13 protein-coding genes and 3 tRNA genes are annotated in these 15,207 nt (G+C 61.7%); 4 read left to right on the top strand and 12 right to left on the bottom strand.

What is annotated here, in order from left to right; genetic code table 11:
- From Q0C23_RS00445 to Q0C23_RS00415, 7 genes are all read right to left on the bottom strand, one after another.
- Positions 1–1,936, bottom strand: a 1,936-nt coding sequence (locus Q0C23_RS00445; RefSeq protein WP_291510410.1) for a YncE family protein, incomplete at its 3' end; no start/stop codon positions are given.
- 379 nt (positions 1,937–2,315) lie between these two features.
- The gene (locus Q0C23_RS00440) at positions 2,316–2,798 is read right to left on the bottom strand and encodes a TspO/MBR family protein (RefSeq protein ID WP_291510409.1); all 483 of its coding nucleotides are present in this window, start codon (positions 2,796–2,798) and stop codon (positions 2,316–2,318) included.
- A 68-nt stretch (positions 2,799–2,866) separates the two neighbouring features.
- Positions 2,867–2,940 (bottom strand) — tRNA-Cys (locus tag Q0C23_RS00435).
- Between the two features lie 39 nt (positions 2,941–2,979).
- Positions 2,980–3,054: transfer RNA gene (locus Q0C23_RS00430), tRNA-Gly, on the bottom strand.
- 23 nt (positions 3,055–3,077) lie between these two features.
- Positions 3,078–3,665 carry a CDP-diacylglycerol--glycerol-3-phosphate 3-phosphatidyltransferase gene (gene pgsA, locus Q0C23_RS00425; RefSeq protein ID WP_291510408.1) on the bottom strand — a complete coding sequence of 196 codons (588 nt, stop codon included), beginning with the start codon at positions 3,663–3,665 and terminating at the stop codon, positions 3,078–3,080.
- Complete coding sequence (gene uvrC / locus Q0C23_RS00420) at positions 3,662–5,536, bottom strand: excinuclease ABC subunit UvrC (RefSeq protein WP_291510407.1); 1,875 nt, start codon at positions 5,534–5,536, stop codon at positions 3,662–3,664. The genes pgsA and uvrC overlap by 4 nt, the downstream gene beginning before the upstream one ends.
- Before the next feature lie 18 nt (positions 5,537–5,554).
- Complete coding sequence (locus tag Q0C23_RS00415; RefSeq protein ID WP_291510406.1) at positions 5,555–5,869, bottom strand: DUF971 domain-containing protein; 315 nt, start codon at positions 5,867–5,869, stop codon at positions 5,555–5,557.
- Between the two features lie 85 nt (positions 5,870–5,954).
- On the opposite strand from Q0C23_RS00415, the gene efp reads away from it, so the two are divergent.
- Complete coding sequence (efp, locus tag Q0C23_RS00410) at positions 5,955–6,515, top strand: elongation factor P (protein ID WP_291510405.1); 561 nt, start codon at positions 5,955–5,957, stop codon at positions 6,513–6,515.
- Positions 6,516–6,527: 12 nt separating this feature from the next.
- On the top strand, positions 6,528–6,911 hold the full coding sequence (locus Q0C23_RS00405) for a YccF domain-containing protein (protein WP_291510404.1): 384 nt from the start codon (positions 6,528–6,530) through the stop codon (positions 6,909–6,911).
- 6 nt (positions 6,912–6,917) lie between these two features.
- Here the strand turns inward: Q0C23_RS00405 and Q0C23_RS00400 are convergent, their stop codons facing one another.
- The 5 genes from Q0C23_RS00400 to uvrB form a co-directional block, all read right to left on the bottom strand.
- Positions 6,918–7,289, bottom strand: a complete 372-nt coding sequence (locus Q0C23_RS00400) for a septum formation initiator family protein (protein WP_291510403.1) — start codon at positions 7,287–7,289, stop codon at positions 6,918–6,920.
- A gap of 45 nt (positions 7,290–7,334) precedes the next feature.
- Entirely contained in the window at positions 7,335–8,615 is a 1,281-nt protein-coding gene (gene eno, locus Q0C23_RS00395; protein ID WP_291510402.1) for a phosphopyruvate hydratase, read from the bottom strand.
- Positions 8,612–9,457 (bottom strand): 3-deoxy-8-phosphooctulonate synthase, encoded by an 846-nt coding sequence (kdsA, locus tag Q0C23_RS00390; RefSeq protein WP_291510401.1) that lies wholly within the window; start codon positions 9,455–9,457, stop codon positions 8,612–8,614. The genes eno and kdsA overlap by 4 nt, the downstream gene beginning before the upstream one ends.
- Positions 9,454–11,091 (bottom strand): CTP synthase, encoded by a 1,638-nt coding sequence (locus Q0C23_RS00385; RefSeq protein WP_291510400.1) that lies wholly within the window; start codon positions 11,089–11,091, stop codon positions 9,454–9,456. Before Q0C23_RS00385 ends, kdsA begins: the two co-directional genes overlap by 4 nt.
- Before the next feature lie 252 nt (positions 11,092–11,343).
- The gene (uvrB, locus tag Q0C23_RS00380) at positions 11,344–13,374 is read right to left on the bottom strand and encodes an excinuclease ABC subunit UvrB (protein WP_291510399.1); all 2,031 of its coding nucleotides are present in this window, start codon (positions 13,372–13,374) and stop codon (positions 11,344–11,346) included.
- 99 nt (positions 13,375–13,473) lie between these two features.
- On the opposite strand from uvrB, the gene Q0C23_RS00375 reads away from it, so the two are divergent.
- Together Q0C23_RS00375 and Q0C23_RS00370 are read left to right on the top strand one after the other, a co-directional pair.
- A tRNA-Arg gene (locus Q0C23_RS00375) sits at positions 13,474–13,550 on the top strand.
- 91 nt (positions 13,551–13,641) lie between these two features.
- Positions 13,642–14,715, top strand: coding sequence for a site-specific integrase (locus Q0C23_RS00370; RefSeq protein ID WP_291510398.1), 1,074 nt, complete (start codon positions 13,642–13,644; stop codon positions 14,713–14,715).
- Positions 14,716–15,207: the final 492 nt, after the last annotated feature.

Raw genomic sequence — 15,207 nt, 5'->3', positions numbered from 1 at the left:
GGTCCAACAGATCGTTGAACAAAAAGAGTCGCTCCGGGTAGCTGATCCAGGGATTGCTCCATTTACCCAGAGCCGAAAGGTTTTCGTAGTCGGAATATGGATTATCGGAACTCGGATGAAAATCCCTGTTCCCCGGTTCTCCGAGAGGAATGAGGGGCTGTGTCCAACCCGGATTTCCAACCAGGCCGCGGCCCGAGTAATACTCCGGCCAGGTGCGCTGGACGAAGTCGGAATCGGAGGCGGAGGTCGTCCACTGATGGCCCTGAGCCGTTACCTCGCCGTCGGCCATGAAGTCGGTAAACAGCGTATAGTGGTGGGCCAGCGCGTAAAGATTTGGCAGTTCCTTGGGGCCATAAAGATCCAGATGGGGATCGGCCCAGGCACCGGCCGCCCGGTAATCACCGAAATCCTCATCAAAGGTCTTGTTCTCCCGCAGGATGAAGACCACATAGCGGATGTGCTTGCGCAGAAAACTCGCGGTCTGCTGGTCCTGCTCCCTGCGCGTGGCTCTTTGTGCGGGGCTGAAGCCATCGTTGTGCAAAACGGCCTGCGTCCATTGGGGCAGTCGGTTTTGGATCTCCGCCAGAGGAATCCTCTGCACCAGACCGTCCATCATGTTTCCGACCCATTGATGCTGCACATTCGGCCCCGTACCCAAGCCCTTGGCCGCGACCACGTAGAGTGCCTTGTCTGCGACCGTCATGCCCGTGGGGTACCAGGCCGTGGGAATGAGCCCCATGGCCTTGCCACTGTCGAGATCGTAGACCGCGACGTCATTGTTACCGGCATTGGCAACAAAGAGGCGATCGCCGGCAATGGCCAAAGCGTCGGGATAGGAACCGGGAGGGGCATCGCTATAGGGGCTGTCGTCCAGAGTCGCCGTCAGCGTGAGGGTCGCACTGTTCACCTCCGCCACCCGATCGACGTTGGCCAAAGCGACGTAGACCTCAGGGCCATCCGGACGTGCCGCCAAGGCAGTGGGGTGCACACCCGCGGCCACGTGATCGGGACCCGTCTGTGGCCCCACCGCCACCGTACCCAGCAGCTTGAAGGATTCCGGATCCAGTACGGCTACGGCATCGGCGCCCCACAGGCTCACCACCAACCGCTTGCCACCGTCGGCCAGCGTCAGGGCGAAGGGATAGGGACCGACATTGCGGTACTGGGTCTTGCCCGTCTTGAGATCGATGCGCGCGATGCTGTTGCTGAGCATACCCGTCACAAAGAGATGTTCCTGCCGCGGTCCGAGCACCACCGCATCGGGGTAGAAGAGACGTGCTGCGCTCGGCCGGCGTTCGCCTTGATAGGTGTAGGGATACTGATCCTCGGGAAAAGGCTGCCACTGCAGGGGATAACGACGGACCAGCTGCACCTTGCCGTCCACATAGCGAAACATCGCGACGTCGTTGCTGTCGCCACCGGCGGTGAAAAACGTGCCGTCCGGACCCGACACGATCCCCTGGTAGAAGCTCTGGTGGCCCAGCCTCTGGATGTTGGCGGAGGTGTCCTTCGGTTCGTGCTGCGTCTTCTTTTTGTACGCCGCCAACTGATCCAGGGCCTGCAGAGTCCGCGCATCGTAGATGGTCACAGTCTGCGCATCTGTCGCCCCATTGGCCAGGACCGCAACACGATCCTCGCCAAGGGGCACGACGCTGGTTGCAAAATTGGGGGTACCGTTCACCGTGCCGACCGGCGAGACGACACGCCCTGTGGGCAGGACGTGGGTCACCCAATCGCGGTTGGCGGCATTGACGGTAATGGGACTCAAGATATCGCGAGTATCGCGCTCGGGCAGTAGGCTTTCGGCCGTAATACTACCGGCGTTGTGATAGACCGGAACGACGGGCGAAGCCTCAGCGCCCTGAAAAGCTTGCGCAAACTCCAGGGCAGCAGCAACCCCCAGGGCGATCCTAAACACGTGAAGACGAACAGGCACGAGATGCGGCTCCTTTTTTAAGATCCCGGGGGCGTCGCGGCGACCCCCTGCGATGGATCGTTGCCATTGGAATCAAACTTTCCGCGAGAACGCAGCAAAGACCGCTCTCGCCATGTCCAGCTGAGCTTCGAGGCAGCACGGACGACGCCGATCGCCTGGGCATAGCCACAGGCGCAACAGCATCCCGGAAGCCGTATCCATCCAGGAGCTCGGCGTGACGAGGCCCACCCAACTGTAGCCTCTACCCTACCATGGCAATGTGACCATATTATGACGATTTCTTCACATTTTTATGACAAACGTAGCTTTCGTCGGGAAAGAGACGCGCGCCGCTGGGGCGGGCTTGGCAACCAGACTTTCCGCGATCGGGAGAGGAGTATTACCGGCGTATGGGTCGGTTCAGGGCCCAGGTGGCGGCGTTGAGATAGAGCGCGATCAGCAGCCAGAAGCCGTAGGGAACGAGCAGCAGGGCCGCGAGGGTTTCGATCTGGGCAAAGATGAGGATGCAGGCCAGCACCAGAATCCAGAGCAGGATCAGATCCCACAGGGCCCACAAGGGGCGATGCAGCTTGAAGAAGAGCCAGGACCAGGCGGCGTTGGCGACGAGCTGCAGGGCATAGAGGGCTAGCGCCCAGGAGCGCAGGCGGGCGTCGTAGTGGACGAAGACCTCTGCTGCGGCGAGAGCCATGAGGACATAGAGTGCGGTCCAGACCACCGGAAAGACCCAGCCCGGCGGCATCAGCTTGGGCTTGCGCAAGCGTTCGTACCAGGCGTCGGGCCGAAACAGAGAACCGGAGCTCGCCACGGCCAGGGTCAGGGCAAGACTGATGGTGGCCACCAGTGGAAAGGGGAGCACGATCATCGGGGTTCCCGTTCGTGATGGCTTCGGAACGACAGCGCGTCTGACCGAACCGAAAGCTCACGAAGGTATGGAGGCTGGGCCCGGAATCGAACCGAGGTACGCGGCTTTGCAGGCCGCTGCATAACCACTCTGCCACCCAGCCGTAAAGGAAAAGGGGAAAGACCTGCTTTCCCCAAGAAACTGGAGCGGGAAACGAGGCTCGAACTCGCGACCCCAACCTTGGCAAGGTTGTGCTCTACCACTGAGCTATTCCCGCGTCGGATGACAAAGGTACGGATATCAGCTCTCCTTGTCAAGATGACTCGCCTGCCCCAGCAAACTGGGCCAGGCCGCCTGCAGGTAACCCACCATGCTCCAGAGCGTCAGCGCCGCCGCCACGACCAGGAGGACGATTCCCACCCGATGCGTCGGAATGGGCCCCAGCGGTTCGCGATAGACCAGAAAGAGAATGGCCAGCATCTGCAGGGTAGCCTTGAGCTTGCCCAGCCACGATACGGCCACCCGGTGGCGCTGACCCACCTCTGCCATCCACTCCCGCAGCGCCGAAACGGTAATCTCCCGTCCGACGATGATGCTGGTGAGAATTCCCGCCAGGACCACCGGCATCTCCTGGGTCGCACAGATGAGGATGAGCGCCGTTGCCACCATGATCTTGTCCGCGACGGGGTCCAGAAAGGTGCCGAAGGGCGATACGCCGCGATAGCGGCGGGCCAGATAACCGTCGGCCCAATCGGTGATGGCGGCAATGGCGAATACCGCCGTGGCACCGTAGGTCCGCAAGGTGCCACCGAGAAAGAAAAGGGCCACAAAGACCGGCACCAGCAGGATGCGGAGGATGGTCAGGAGATTGGGGATACGTGCCATCATCCGTTCTTGCCTCGCGCGTGAAAATGCGCGTAGATGCGTTGCGCCAGTTGGGCGTGGATCCCCTCCACCCGCTGCAAGTCTTCGACTCCGGCGTCACGGATACCGCGTAGACCGCCAAAGGCCCGGAGCAGGGCCACCCGCCGCTTCGGGCCGATACCACCGATGCTGTCCAGCTCCGACTCCTGTCGGGCCTTGGCGCGCCGTGCCCGATGCCCGGTAATGGCAAAGCGGTGTGCCTCGTCGCGGATCTCCTGAATGATCAGGAGCGCCGGATCGTTGCCAACAAGCTGCCGCGGCTGCGCCCACAGCGAGGTGTGCAGCCACTCGAGACCGGGGCGACGGCTCGTGCCCTTGGCCACACCGCAGAGCAGGATCTCACGAATCCCCAGGTCATCCAGGGCGGCCTGTGCCCGCGCCACCTGGGCGGGTCCCCCGTCGATAAAAACGATGTCGGGCAGGCTCTGGCCTTCCTGCTGCAGGCGTCCGTAACGACGATGGACGGCCTGCTCCATGGCGGCGTAGTCGTCTCCCGGGGTAATGTCCCGCATGTTGAAGCGTCGGTATTCGCTTTTGAGCGCTCCCTCCTCACCGAAAACCACGCAGGAGGCAGTCGCCGCTTCACCGCGCGTGTGACTGATATCAAAGCACTCCACCCGCTCCGGTAGGTGGTCCAGAGCAAAGAGCTCCTGCAGCAGGCGCATGCGCCGTCGCCCACCATCGGCGCGCTGCACACGCTGGCGCAGCGCCTCGCTGGCGTTGGCCACGGCCATGGCCAGCCAGCGTTTGCGCGGTCCTCGTTGCGGCTGCTCCAGGAGTACCTTGCGTCCGGCACTCTGGCCGAGGGCCGCGGCAAGGCTCGCCGCCGCGCGTGGCAGAACGTTCACGAGCAGATTGCCGGGAATCTCGCGCTCCCCGTAATACTGCATGAGGAAGGCAGCCATGACCTCACTGCCGCGGGCGGTGTCCGGATGCTGCGGGAAGATAGCCCGCCCTCCCAGCTGACGTCCGTGGCGGATGAAGGTGACGAAGACCACCCACTGGCCGCCCTCCTCCACTGCGGCCAGCACATCGAAGTCTCCGCCACCGGCCTGGGCGACGTACTGCCGCTCCTGAATCTTGGACAGGGCCGCGATCTGGTCGCGACGCCGGGCCGCCTCTTCAAAATCCAGGGCTTCCGCCGCCGCCAGCATCCGTTGTTGCAGGGCACGAATGGCCTCGTCGCTCTTGCCCTGTAGAAAGCGCAGGGCATCTTGTAGATCCCGCTGGTAGGCAGCCGTGTCGATGTGCCCGACACAGGGTCCGCTGCAGCGGCGGATCTGGTAATGCAGGCAGGCCCGACTGCGATTGTGGAAAACACTGTCCTCGCAGGTGCGCAGGCGGAAAGCCTTCTGCAGTAGAACCATACTCTCGCGCAGGGCCGAGACAGCCGGATAGGGGCCGAAATAGTGACCTTTGCCGCGCTGGGCACCGCGGTGCAGGCTCATGCGCGGGAAGGCGGTGCTGGTATCGATGTAGAGGTAGGGATAGCTCTTGTCGTCGCGCAGCAGGATGTTGTAGTGCGGCCGATGCTTCTTGATGAGCTGTGCTTCCAGCACCAGCGCCTCGGTTTCGGTGTGGGTGACCAGCACCTCCACCCGCGCCACCTGAGCGAGCATCGCCAGGGTCTTGGGACTGTGTCGGGTTTTCTGGAAATAGGAACTGACCCGGCGCTTGAGATTGCGGGCCTTGCCGACGTAGAGAATGTGGCCATCCGCCGCCAGCATTTGATAAACCCCGGGCTGGCTTCCCAGGGTGCGCAGGAAGCCCTTGAGGTCAAAAGGTTCTTCCTGGATCTCGGTGCCGTCACTCGCGGTCTGCGCCGGAACGCCCATGAGCCCTCGTTGCCCCCTTCAGGCCGACCCTGCGCGGTCGGCCAGCAAACGCAGATACTCCCAGGTATAGATGCCGGTACTGTGGCCGTCGCTGAAGAAGAGTTGCACGGCGTAGTTGCCCACGGCCTGGATGTCCGTCAGGTTCACGTCTTCCTTGCCGGTGATGATCTGAGCCTGCTCCGGGGTGTGTCCCTTGCACTCGGCGCAGGGACACTCCACCCGCAGCGTCTCAAAGGACAAGCGACTGGTGCTGCCATCGGCCCAGTCGATCTCCAGCACCCGACTGATGGTGAGCGGGCGCAGTTCGGTGGGTTGCGTGCGGGTTTCGGACATGGGGCTCTCACTTGCACTGGCCAGGGTTCGATGCCCTAGGGTACAATCCGTCGCTCCCAAAGGGAATGCTTCGCAAGGATCACACATGAAAATCTCTGCTTTCGACATCCGCCCCGGCAATATTCTCGAATACGAAAAAGGCCTCTGGCGTGTGCTCAAGACAGACTTCGTCAAGCCCGGCAAGGGTGGCGCCTTCATGCAGGTGGAGATGAAAAACATCGAAACGGGCACGAAGACCAACCAGCGCTTCCGCTCCGAAGAGAAAATGGAAAAAGCCGTGGTCGAGCCACGGACCATGCAGTTTCTCTATGCCGACGGCAGCGGCTATGTGTTCATGGACAACCAGAGTTTCGAGCAGATCACCCTGGGGGAGGACCTGCTGGAAGGCCAGACGGGCTATCTGCTGCCCAATACCGAGATTCAGGTCAATCTGCACAACGATCGGCCCATCGGTGTGGAACTTCCCCCGGTGGTGGTCCTGGAAGTGGTGGAAGCGGAGCCCTCCATCAAGGGACAGACGGCGACCAGCTCCTACAAACCCGCCCGCGTAGAAACGGGCATCACGGTCATGGTGCCGCCTTTCGTCAATGCGGGCGAAAAGATCCGGGTCAATACTTCCGACGGCAGCTACGTCGACCGGGCCTGAGGGGAGTCCCCCGTGCTGCGGTTCCTCGCCAATCTGCTCTGGTTCCTTTTGGGCGGAGTGGTGATGGGCTTGGGCTGGTGGCTTGCCGGTATCCTGGCGGCCATCACCATCATCGGTATTCCTTACGCCATTGCCGCCTTTCGCATCGGCGCTTTCTCTTTCTGGCCTTTTGGTCGCGCCATCGTCGATCGTCCGAGTTCCGACCTCGGTCGCGGCATCGGGCTCATCGGCAATGTGATCTGGGCCGTTTTCCTGGGGTGGTGGCTTGCCTTGGGACACCTCATCAGCGCCCTGCTCTGTGCCATCACCATCATCGGTATTCCCTTTGCCTGGCAACACCTTCGCCTAGCGGCGCTGTCCCTCGCCCCCTACAGCAAAGCCATCGTGACGACCTGAACAGCGTCAGGATTTATGCGGGTGGGACGTGGGGGCGTCGTGGGGAATGACCCAAACGAATATCTCGTTCTTGCCAATCAGACCAAGGCGACGACGCGCCAGGTCGGCAATGGCCCCGTCACCGTGCTCCAGACTCTGGACCTGCGCCGCCAGCTTGGCGTTGCGCTGCTCCAATTCCTGGAGATGGGCTTCACGCTGGTGCAATTGGCTCTGCAGCGATGCCACGTTCCACCAGCTTCCCGCTCCGAACCACAGGGGGTATTGCAGCAGCAGTAGCACGAGGAGCAGGACGATATCCACGCGACTAAAATCCAGCGCGCGCCAAAGCCCGATGATCCGGTCGGTCTCCAATTTTCGGGAAGATATTGCGATGGCCACGGGTTATCTCGCCTCACTGAGCGCACGACTGCGTTTATACGCTTTTTAGTCGAGATTGTAAAAAGCGCCGAGTCCGGGAAACCGCGCGTTATCCCCCAACGCTTCTTCGATGCGCAACAGACGGTTGTACTTGGCCACACGATCGGTGCGGGACAGCGATCCGGTCTTGACCTGACCGCAGCCGGTGGCGACGGCGACATCGGCCAAGGTCGTATCTTCGGTCTCACCGGAGCGGTGCGAGACCACGGCGGTATAGGCGTGGGTCTTCGCCAGTTCGATGGCCTGCAGGGTCTCGCTCAAGGTTCCGATCTGATTGAGCTTGATGAGAATGCTGTTGGCCACGCCGCGATCGATGCCCTCGCGCAGAATATCGACATTCGTCACAAAGATATCGTCGCCGACCAGCTGGATGCGATCGCCCACGCGATCCGTGAGCATGACCCAGCCATCCCAATCGTTCTGGTCCATGCCGTCCTCGATGCTGATGAGGGGATAACGCTCCACGAGATCGGCCAGATATTGCACAAAACCGGCACTGTCGAGACTGCGACCTTCGCTGGCCAGGTGATATTGACCGTCGCGATAGAACTCACTGGACGCGACATCCATGCCCAACCAGATATCCTCGCCAGCCGTATAGCCGGCGCGCTCGATGGCTTCCAGCAGCAGCTCCAAGGCCGCCTCGTTGGACGGCAGATCCGGCGCAAAGCCGCCCTCATCGCCCACGGTGGTGGCCAGACCCCGCCCGTGCAGCACGGCCTTCAGGGAATGGAAGGTCTCTACCCCCATCTGCAGGGCCTCGGAGAAGGACTCCGCCCCCGCCGGTATGATCATGAACTCTTGCATATCCACGTCGTTGTCGGCGTGGGCACCGCCGTTGATGACGTTCATCATGGGCACCGGCAAGAGCAGCGGGCCAAGACCGCCAATGTAGCGGTAAAGGGGCTGCCCCAGGCTGCGGGCGGCCGCCTGGGCACAGGCCAAGGACACACTCAGAATGGCGTTGGCACCCAGGCGGGCCTTGTTGGGCGTGCCGTCCAGAGCGCGGAGGGCGGTGTCGATGGCCTCCTGATCTTCCACTTCCATGCCCAGCAGACTGTCCTGAATCTCCCCACGCACGTGTTCCACGGCACGACGCACGCCCTTGCCGTTGTAGCGCTCGCCCCCATCGCGCAGCTCCACCGCCTCGCGCTCGCCGGTGGAAGCACCGCTCGGCACGATGGCCTGGCCGACCACCCCGTTTTCCAGGGTGACTTCGGCTTCCACCGTGGGGTTACCACGGGAATCCAAGACTTCGCGGGCGTGGATCTGGACGATGGCGGTCATGTCAACTCCTCGGGATGGTTTTCGGGAAAATCGTGGGCCTTGACGGCGCGGTCCAAGTCCTTCAGCACACGCAGCAGCGTCTCCATGCGCTGCAAGGGCCAGGCGTTGGGACCGTCGGACAGGGCGCAGGCCGGATCGGGATGGGTTTCCATGAAGAGGCCGGCGACGCCCGCCGCCACCGCCGCCCGCGCCAGGACCGGCACGAACTCGCGCTGGCCACCGGAGCGGTCCCCCTGGCCGCCGGGCAACTGCACCGAGTGGGTGGCATCGAAAACCACCGGGCACTCGGTCTGCCGCATCACGGCCAGGGAACGCATGTCAGAGATGAGGTTATTGTAGCCGAAACTCACGCCGCGCTCGCAGACCAGAATCTGCCGGTTGCCTGTCTCCTGTGCCTTGCGCACGACGTGGATCATGTCCCAGGGCGCCAGGAACTGGCCTTTCTTGATATTGACGGGCTTACCCGCTGCCGCGACTGCCTGGATGAAGTCTGTCTGCCGACACAGAAAGGCTGGGGTCTGTAGTACATCCACCGCCTGCGCCACGGCCGCCACATCCTCTTTTTCGTGGACATCGGTCAGCACGGGCACGCCCAGTTCGCTGCGGACCTTTTCCAGAATACGTAAGCCCTCGTCCCGGCCTGGCCCGCGAAAACTCTTGCCCGAGGAACGATTGGCCTTGTCGTAGGAGCTCTTGTAAATGAATGGGATGTCGAGCTTGGCGCAGATGTCCCGTAGCGTTTCCGCCGTGGACAGGGCCAGGGATTCGTTCTCGATGGCACAAGGGCCGGCGATGAGAAAGAAGGGCCGCTCCAGACCGACCTCATAACCACAGAGTTTCATGGGCGACGCTCCTTGGCGTAGTGCTGGGCCGCCGCCAGAAAAGCGTCGAACAAAGGGTGACCCGCGCGCGGATTGCTGGTGAACTCCGGATGAAACTGGCAACCCAGGAACCAGGGGTGGTCCTGTAATTCCACCACTTCCACCAACTCGCCATCCACCGATCGCCCCGTAAAGCGCAACCCCGCCGCCGCCAGCGGGGCGAGGTAGCGATTGTTGAACTCGAAGCGGTGACGATGACGTTCGCGGATCTCTGTCGTCCCGTAAGCCTGCGCCGCGAGGCTCCCCTCCAGCAGACGACAGGTCTGCTCGCCCAAACGCATGGTCCCACCGAGGTTACCCCCGGCTTCGCGATAGGTGACTCGCCCTTCCGGATCCGTCCACTCGGTCATCAAGGTGATCACCGGGGCCGGCGTCTGCGGATCCAGCTCGGTGCTGTTGGCCTCGGCCAGGCCCGCCCGGTGACGGGCAAACTCCACCACCGCCAGCTGCATGCCCAGACAGATACCCAGGTAGGGAACTTTCTGCTCGCGCGCGTAGCGGATGGCCTCGATCTTGCCTTCCGTACCGCGGCCGCCGAAACCACCCGGCACCAGGATCGCGTCTGCCTCTTGCAGCAGATCCCGAGCGCCGCGGTTTTCGATATCCTCGGCATCCACATACAGGAAGCGAATTTTCCGACGCGCCCGCAGACCCGCATGCAGCAGCGCCTCGGACAGCGACTTGTAAGACTCCGTCAGGCCCACATACTTGCCCACCAGGGCCACGCAGACCTCCCCCTGGGGGTGCATCATGGCGTCGACGATACCCTGCCAGACGGATAGATCCGGCGGTGGCGTCTGCAGACCGAGATCTTCCACCACCAGGTCATCCAGGCCCTGATCGTGGAATAGTAAGGGGATGCGATAGATGCTGTCGGTATCGATGGCAGAGATGACCGCCCGCTCGGGCAGGTTGGAGAAGAGCGCAATCTTGGCCCGATGATCGGCGGGAATGGGACGGTCCGCACGACAAAGCAACACATCGGGCTGGATACCGATGGCCCGCAGCTCGCGCACGGAGTGCTGCGTCGGCTTGGTCTTCATCTCTCCCGCCGAGGGCAGGTAGGGCACCAGGGTCAGGTGCATGAAGAGGCTATTGCCCCTGCCCTCCTCCACTGCCATCTGACGGATGGCCTCCAGGAAGGGTTGCGACTCGATATCGCCCACCGTGCCGCCGATCTCCACCAGCGCCACGTCCGCATCGCCCGCTCCCAGGCGTATGCGCCGTTTGATCTCGTCGGTAACGTGGGGGATGACCTGCACGGTGCGCCCCAGATAGTCGCCGCGCCGCTCCTTCTCGATAACCGTCTGGTAAACGAGGCCGGTGGTGAAATTGTTGCGCTTGCTCATCTTGCTGGAGAGAAAGCGCTCGTAGTGACCCAGGTCGAGGTCGGTCTCGGCGCCATCGGCGGTGACAAAGACTTCACCGTGCTGAAAGGGGCTCATGGTACCGGGGTCGACGTTGATGTAGGGGTCCAGCTTGAGCATGGTGACCTTGAGGCCACGGGCTTCGAGAAGGGCGCCCAGGGCCGCTCCCGCTGCGCCTTTGCCCAAGGAAGAGACCACACCCCCGGTGACGAAAATGTACTTGCTCATGCGCCTCGCCACAGCCCCGACAGACCGACGCATGGTAGCCAATTCAGGCTTCCGGCACAATTGGAAAAGAGCCGGAGTCCGATCCCGCCACAGGGCCTGGATCTGTACATCATCAGGCTAGGGACCGTGACCTTCCGCGGAACGGAGTGCTGGAACGTGACGCATTTTGGCAGCTTCCGCGCCCCGATATGTCACCCTGCCCTTTCACGCCGAGGGTTGCTGAACCTCCGACTGCTCCGACTCCGCCGCGCGTCAATCGGCCAACAGATCCACCTCCACGTCCAGACCCAGGATCTTCTCCTCCAGAACCCGGATCTCGTCGCGCAATGCCGCCGCCTGCTCAAACTCCAGGTTACGGGCGTGGCGATGCATCTGTTCCTCCAGCTCTCGGATACGCTTGGCCAAGGCTTGGGGATTCTGGACACCGGCGTAGGCCGGGGCCGGCTCCGCCGCTTTGAGGCGCGGCCCACTGCCGTTGCGGCGATAGACTCCCTCGATGATGTCCGCCACCGGCTTGACGATGCCCTTGGGCGTAATGCCATGCTCGGCGTTGAATCGAATCTGCTTGTTGCGACGCCGCTCCGTTTCTTCCATGGCACGGGCCATGGAGCCCGTGATGGTATCGGCATAGAGAATGGCGCGGCCGTGGAGATTGCGGGCAGCACGACCGATGGTCTGGATGAGGGAACGCTCCGAACGCAGAAAGCCTTCTTTATCGGCATCCAGTATGGCCACCAGCGCCACCTCGGGCATATCCAGACCCTCGCGCAAGAGATTGATACCGATGAGGACATCGAAGACCCCCGCGCGCAGATCACGGATGATCTCCACCCGCTCCACCGTCTCGATGTCCGAGTGCAGGTAGCGGCACTGGATGCCCAATTCGTGCAGATAATCGCTGAGATCCTCGGCCATGCGCTTGGTCAGGGTGGTCACCAGTACCCGCCATCCGCTGGCGATGACTCCATGGATCTCGCTCACCAGATCGTCCACCTGCCCCTTGGCCGGGCGCACCTCCACCTCCGGGTCCACCAATCCGGTGGGCCGCACCACCTGCTCCACGATGCGCCCAGAGCGCGCCAACTCGTAGGGACCGGGGGTAGCCGAGATGAAGATGGTCTGCGGCATCAGGGCTTCGAATTCCGGAAACATCAGGGGCCGATTATCCAGCGCCGAGGGCAGGCGAAAACCGTATTCCACCAGGGTTTCCTTGCGCGAACGATCGCCCTTGTACATGCCCCCGAACTGAGGCACGGTGACGTGGGATTCGTCGATGAACAGCAGGGCATTGGCGGGCAAATAGTCCATGAGGGTCGGCGGCGGCTGACCCGGCGCCCGCCCCGACAGATAGCGGGAGTAGTTCTCGATGCCCGAACAGTAGCCCAGCTCCGCCATCATCTCCAGATCGAAGCGGGTCCGCTGCTCCAGACGCTGCGCCTCCACCAGTTTGTTATCGCGGCGCAGCGCCTCCAAACGTTCGCGCAGCTCGTCCTTGATCTGCTCGATGGCCGTGAGTATCTGCTCGCGCGGCGTCACATAGTGGCTCTTGGGGTAGACCGTGTAGCGCGGCAGGCGGGTGATGGTCTTGCCCGTGAGGGGGTCGAACAGGGAGATACGCTCGATCTCATCGCCGAAGAGCTCTACCCGAACCGCCTCGTCCTCACTCTCCGCCGGCCAGATGTCGATGACATCGCCGTTCACCCGAAAGGTACTGCGCTTGAGCTCCAATGGATTGCGGCTGTACTGCATGTCCGCCAGCCGCCGCAGGATGGCCCGTTGATCCATGGCATCCCCCTCGCGCAGGTGCAGGATCATGTTGTGATAGGCGGCGGGATCGCCCAAGCCGTAGATGGCCGACACCGTCGCGACGATGATGACGTCGGGACGTTCCAGGAGCGCCTTGGTGGCCGACAGCCGCATCTGCTCGATGTGGTCGTTGATGGAGGCATCCTTCTCGATGAAGGTATCCGAGGAAGGCACGTAGGCCTCGGGCTGATAGTAATCGTAGTAACTGACGAAATATTCCACCGCGTTGTGCGGAAAAAAGGCCCGGAGCTCCGCATAGAGCTGTGCTGCCAGGGTCTTGTTGGGAGCCATGACAATGGCCGGCCGCTGCGTGCGGGCGATGACATTGGCCATGGTAAAGGTCTTGCCCGAACCCGTAACGCCCAACAGGGTCTGGAAGGCCTCCCCCGCCGCCAAGCCCTCCACCAGTTCGGCGATGGCCGCAGGCTGGTCTCCACAGGGCGGAAAAACACTTTCCAAACTCAGAGCTTTTTCCATATCTCCCTCCACGGACCCACGGTCCCCAGGATACACAGGCCCCACCCACATCGAAATACTTTTGCTCCGCTGTGCATCCGATAATAGAATGGTGCCCGAGCGCCCATAGCTCAACCGGATAGAGCAACGGCCTTCTAAGCCGTAGGTTGCAGGTTCGATTCCTGCTGGGCGCGCCAAACAAAACAATAAGATAGGAATCACTCTTGAAGCCATAAAGAGTTTATGCCACCCTAATGCCATACTTGAGTCCGAAAACGGGTGGCAAGGATGGCGACGATTCGCGCTAGAAAAGATCAAGACGGCATCGTGATCGGCTGGCAAGCGCAGATCAAGCGCAAGGGCTTCCCCTTGGTTGTCAAGACGTTCAGAACCAAGTCAGAGGCCACACATTGGGCCACCATCACCGAGGCGGAGATGCTGCGCGGGGTATTCGTCCAGCGCAACGAATCCGAACAAACCACGGTAAAGGACTTGCTGGAACGGTACCAAAGCGAGGTGCTTCCCACTCTCAAGGGTGGCTATCGTGAGCAATCGCGGATCAAAGCCCTACAAGCTGGCCTTGGCGCATATTCGCTGGCAGCACTAAATTCATCCATGATCGCAAAGTACCGAGACAAGCGGCTTTCAACGATCAGTCCAAAGACGGGTCGGCTTGTCTGTGCCCAGACGGTCAAACACGAGCTAGGCTTGCTCCAGAGGGCGTTGAAAATGGCCACGATGGAATGGGGTATTGCGCTGCCTGGGGGGATACCTACCGCCATGGTGAAAAAGCCTTCTCTGCCTTCCGCGCGAGATCGCCGTTTGGTCGATGACGAAGAGGAAAGGCTGTTGGCCGCATGTGCCGAATCGCGCAACCCGTGGCTGCGCCCGTGTGTCATCTTCGCGATCGAAACGGCTATGCGGGCCGGGGAGATGTTGGAGAAGTGGGAGCTTGATAAAAACTCCGGCAAGCAGGTGAAAAAGAGTGTCGGCCTGCAATGGTCGGATGTGGATCTGAAAAGGCGCACTGCACACTTGCCCAAGACCAAGAACGGCGATGCTCGCACTGTGCCCTTGTCCAGCCGTGCTGTGGCCGTGCTAGATAGTCTGCCGCGCACCTTGGACGGTCGGGTGTTCGGCACCACGTATGAAGGTATTCACCAAGCATTTGTGCGGGCCTGCCGCCGTGCAGACATTGAGGATCTGCGATTCCATGACCTACGCCATGAGGCCACGTCCCGCCTCTTTGAGAAGGGCTTCAACCCTATGGAAGTGTCGAGCATCACTGGCCACAAGACATTGCAGATGCTCAAGCGATACACACACCTGCGGGCTGAGGATCTGGCAAAGCGGATGGGATGAGCCCTTGTTTCGAAAGACCCTGTGTTGAACATAGGGCCACGATCTGGCCGACCCTTACCAATAGCACGGGTTAACAAAATCAATGATCTACGAAAATCCGTAGCGATACGCGCCCGTCACGCGGCATTTCCGCTCTGAGGTACGTTTGCCCGTCCGCTGCCCAAAATCGAGCGCTACGACAAAATAAACGGCATATTTTTTTGGAGCGGGTCTGGCCGTATCACGGAAGCCTGGGGCTCCCGCATACCGTCCCCGCGAGCGACAAGTTCCTTCCATCCCTCCGCGGTCACGCCGATGATTGCCTGAATACCGCGAGTCCTTTATCTTCTTGCCCATACAAGGAGGAAATTATGCGCCGCTTATCCTTTGGTGTTGCTGGGGTGCTGATGTGGACAATGCTGAGTTCGGCGTCGGCATGGGCCGTGACTTGTCCCGAACGCGTACTGTCCCAGCGGCCGGCAGAGTTTGGTCCTTGGCCGGGTGCCCAGATCT

Source organism: Acidithiobacillus sp. (assembly GCF_023256195.1).
Lineage (GTDB): Bacteria > Pseudomonadota > Gammaproteobacteria > Acidithiobacillales > Acidithiobacillaceae > Acidithiobacillus_A.
This window is presented reverse-complemented; position numbering and strand designations above follow the sequence as displayed.

Coding starts and splice junctions, on each gene's coding strand:
- uvrB (WP_291510399.1), bottom strand. CDS start 13,374: ATGGAAAAAGCTCTGAGTTTGGAAAGTGTTTTTCCGCCCTGTGGAGAC.
- efp (WP_291510405.1), top strand. CDS start 5,955: ATGAAAATCTCTGCTTTCGACATCCGCCCCGGCAATATTCTCGAATAC.
- eno (WP_291510402.1), bottom strand. CDS start 8,615: ATGACCGCCATCGTCCAGATCCACGCCCGCGAAGTCTTGGATTCCCGT.
- Q0C23_RS00370 (WP_291510398.1), top strand. CDS start 13,642: ATGGCGACGATTCGCGCTAGAAAAGATCAAGACGGCATCGTGATCGGC.
- Q0C23_RS00415 (WP_291510406.1), bottom strand. CDS start 5,869: ATGTCCGAAACCCGCACGCAACCCACCGAACTGCGCCCGCTCACCATC.
- Q0C23_RS00385 (WP_291510400.1), bottom strand. CDS start 11,091: ATGAGCAAGTACATTTTCGTCACCGGGGGTGTGGTCTCTTCCTTGGGC.
- kdsA (WP_291510401.1), bottom strand. CDS start 9,457: ATGAAACTCTGTGGTTATGAGGTCGGTCTGGAGCGGCCCTTCTTTCTC.
- uvrC (WP_291510407.1), bottom strand. CDS start 5,536: ATGGGCGTTCCGGCGCAGACCGCGAGTGACGGCACCGAGATCCAGGAA.
- Q0C23_RS00440 (WP_291510409.1), bottom strand. CDS start 2,798: ATGATCGTGCTCCCCTTTCCACTGGTGGCCACCATCAGTCTTGCCCTG.
- pgsA (WP_291510408.1), bottom strand. CDS start 3,665: ATGATGGCACGTATCCCCAATCTCCTGACCATCCTCCGCATCCTGCTG.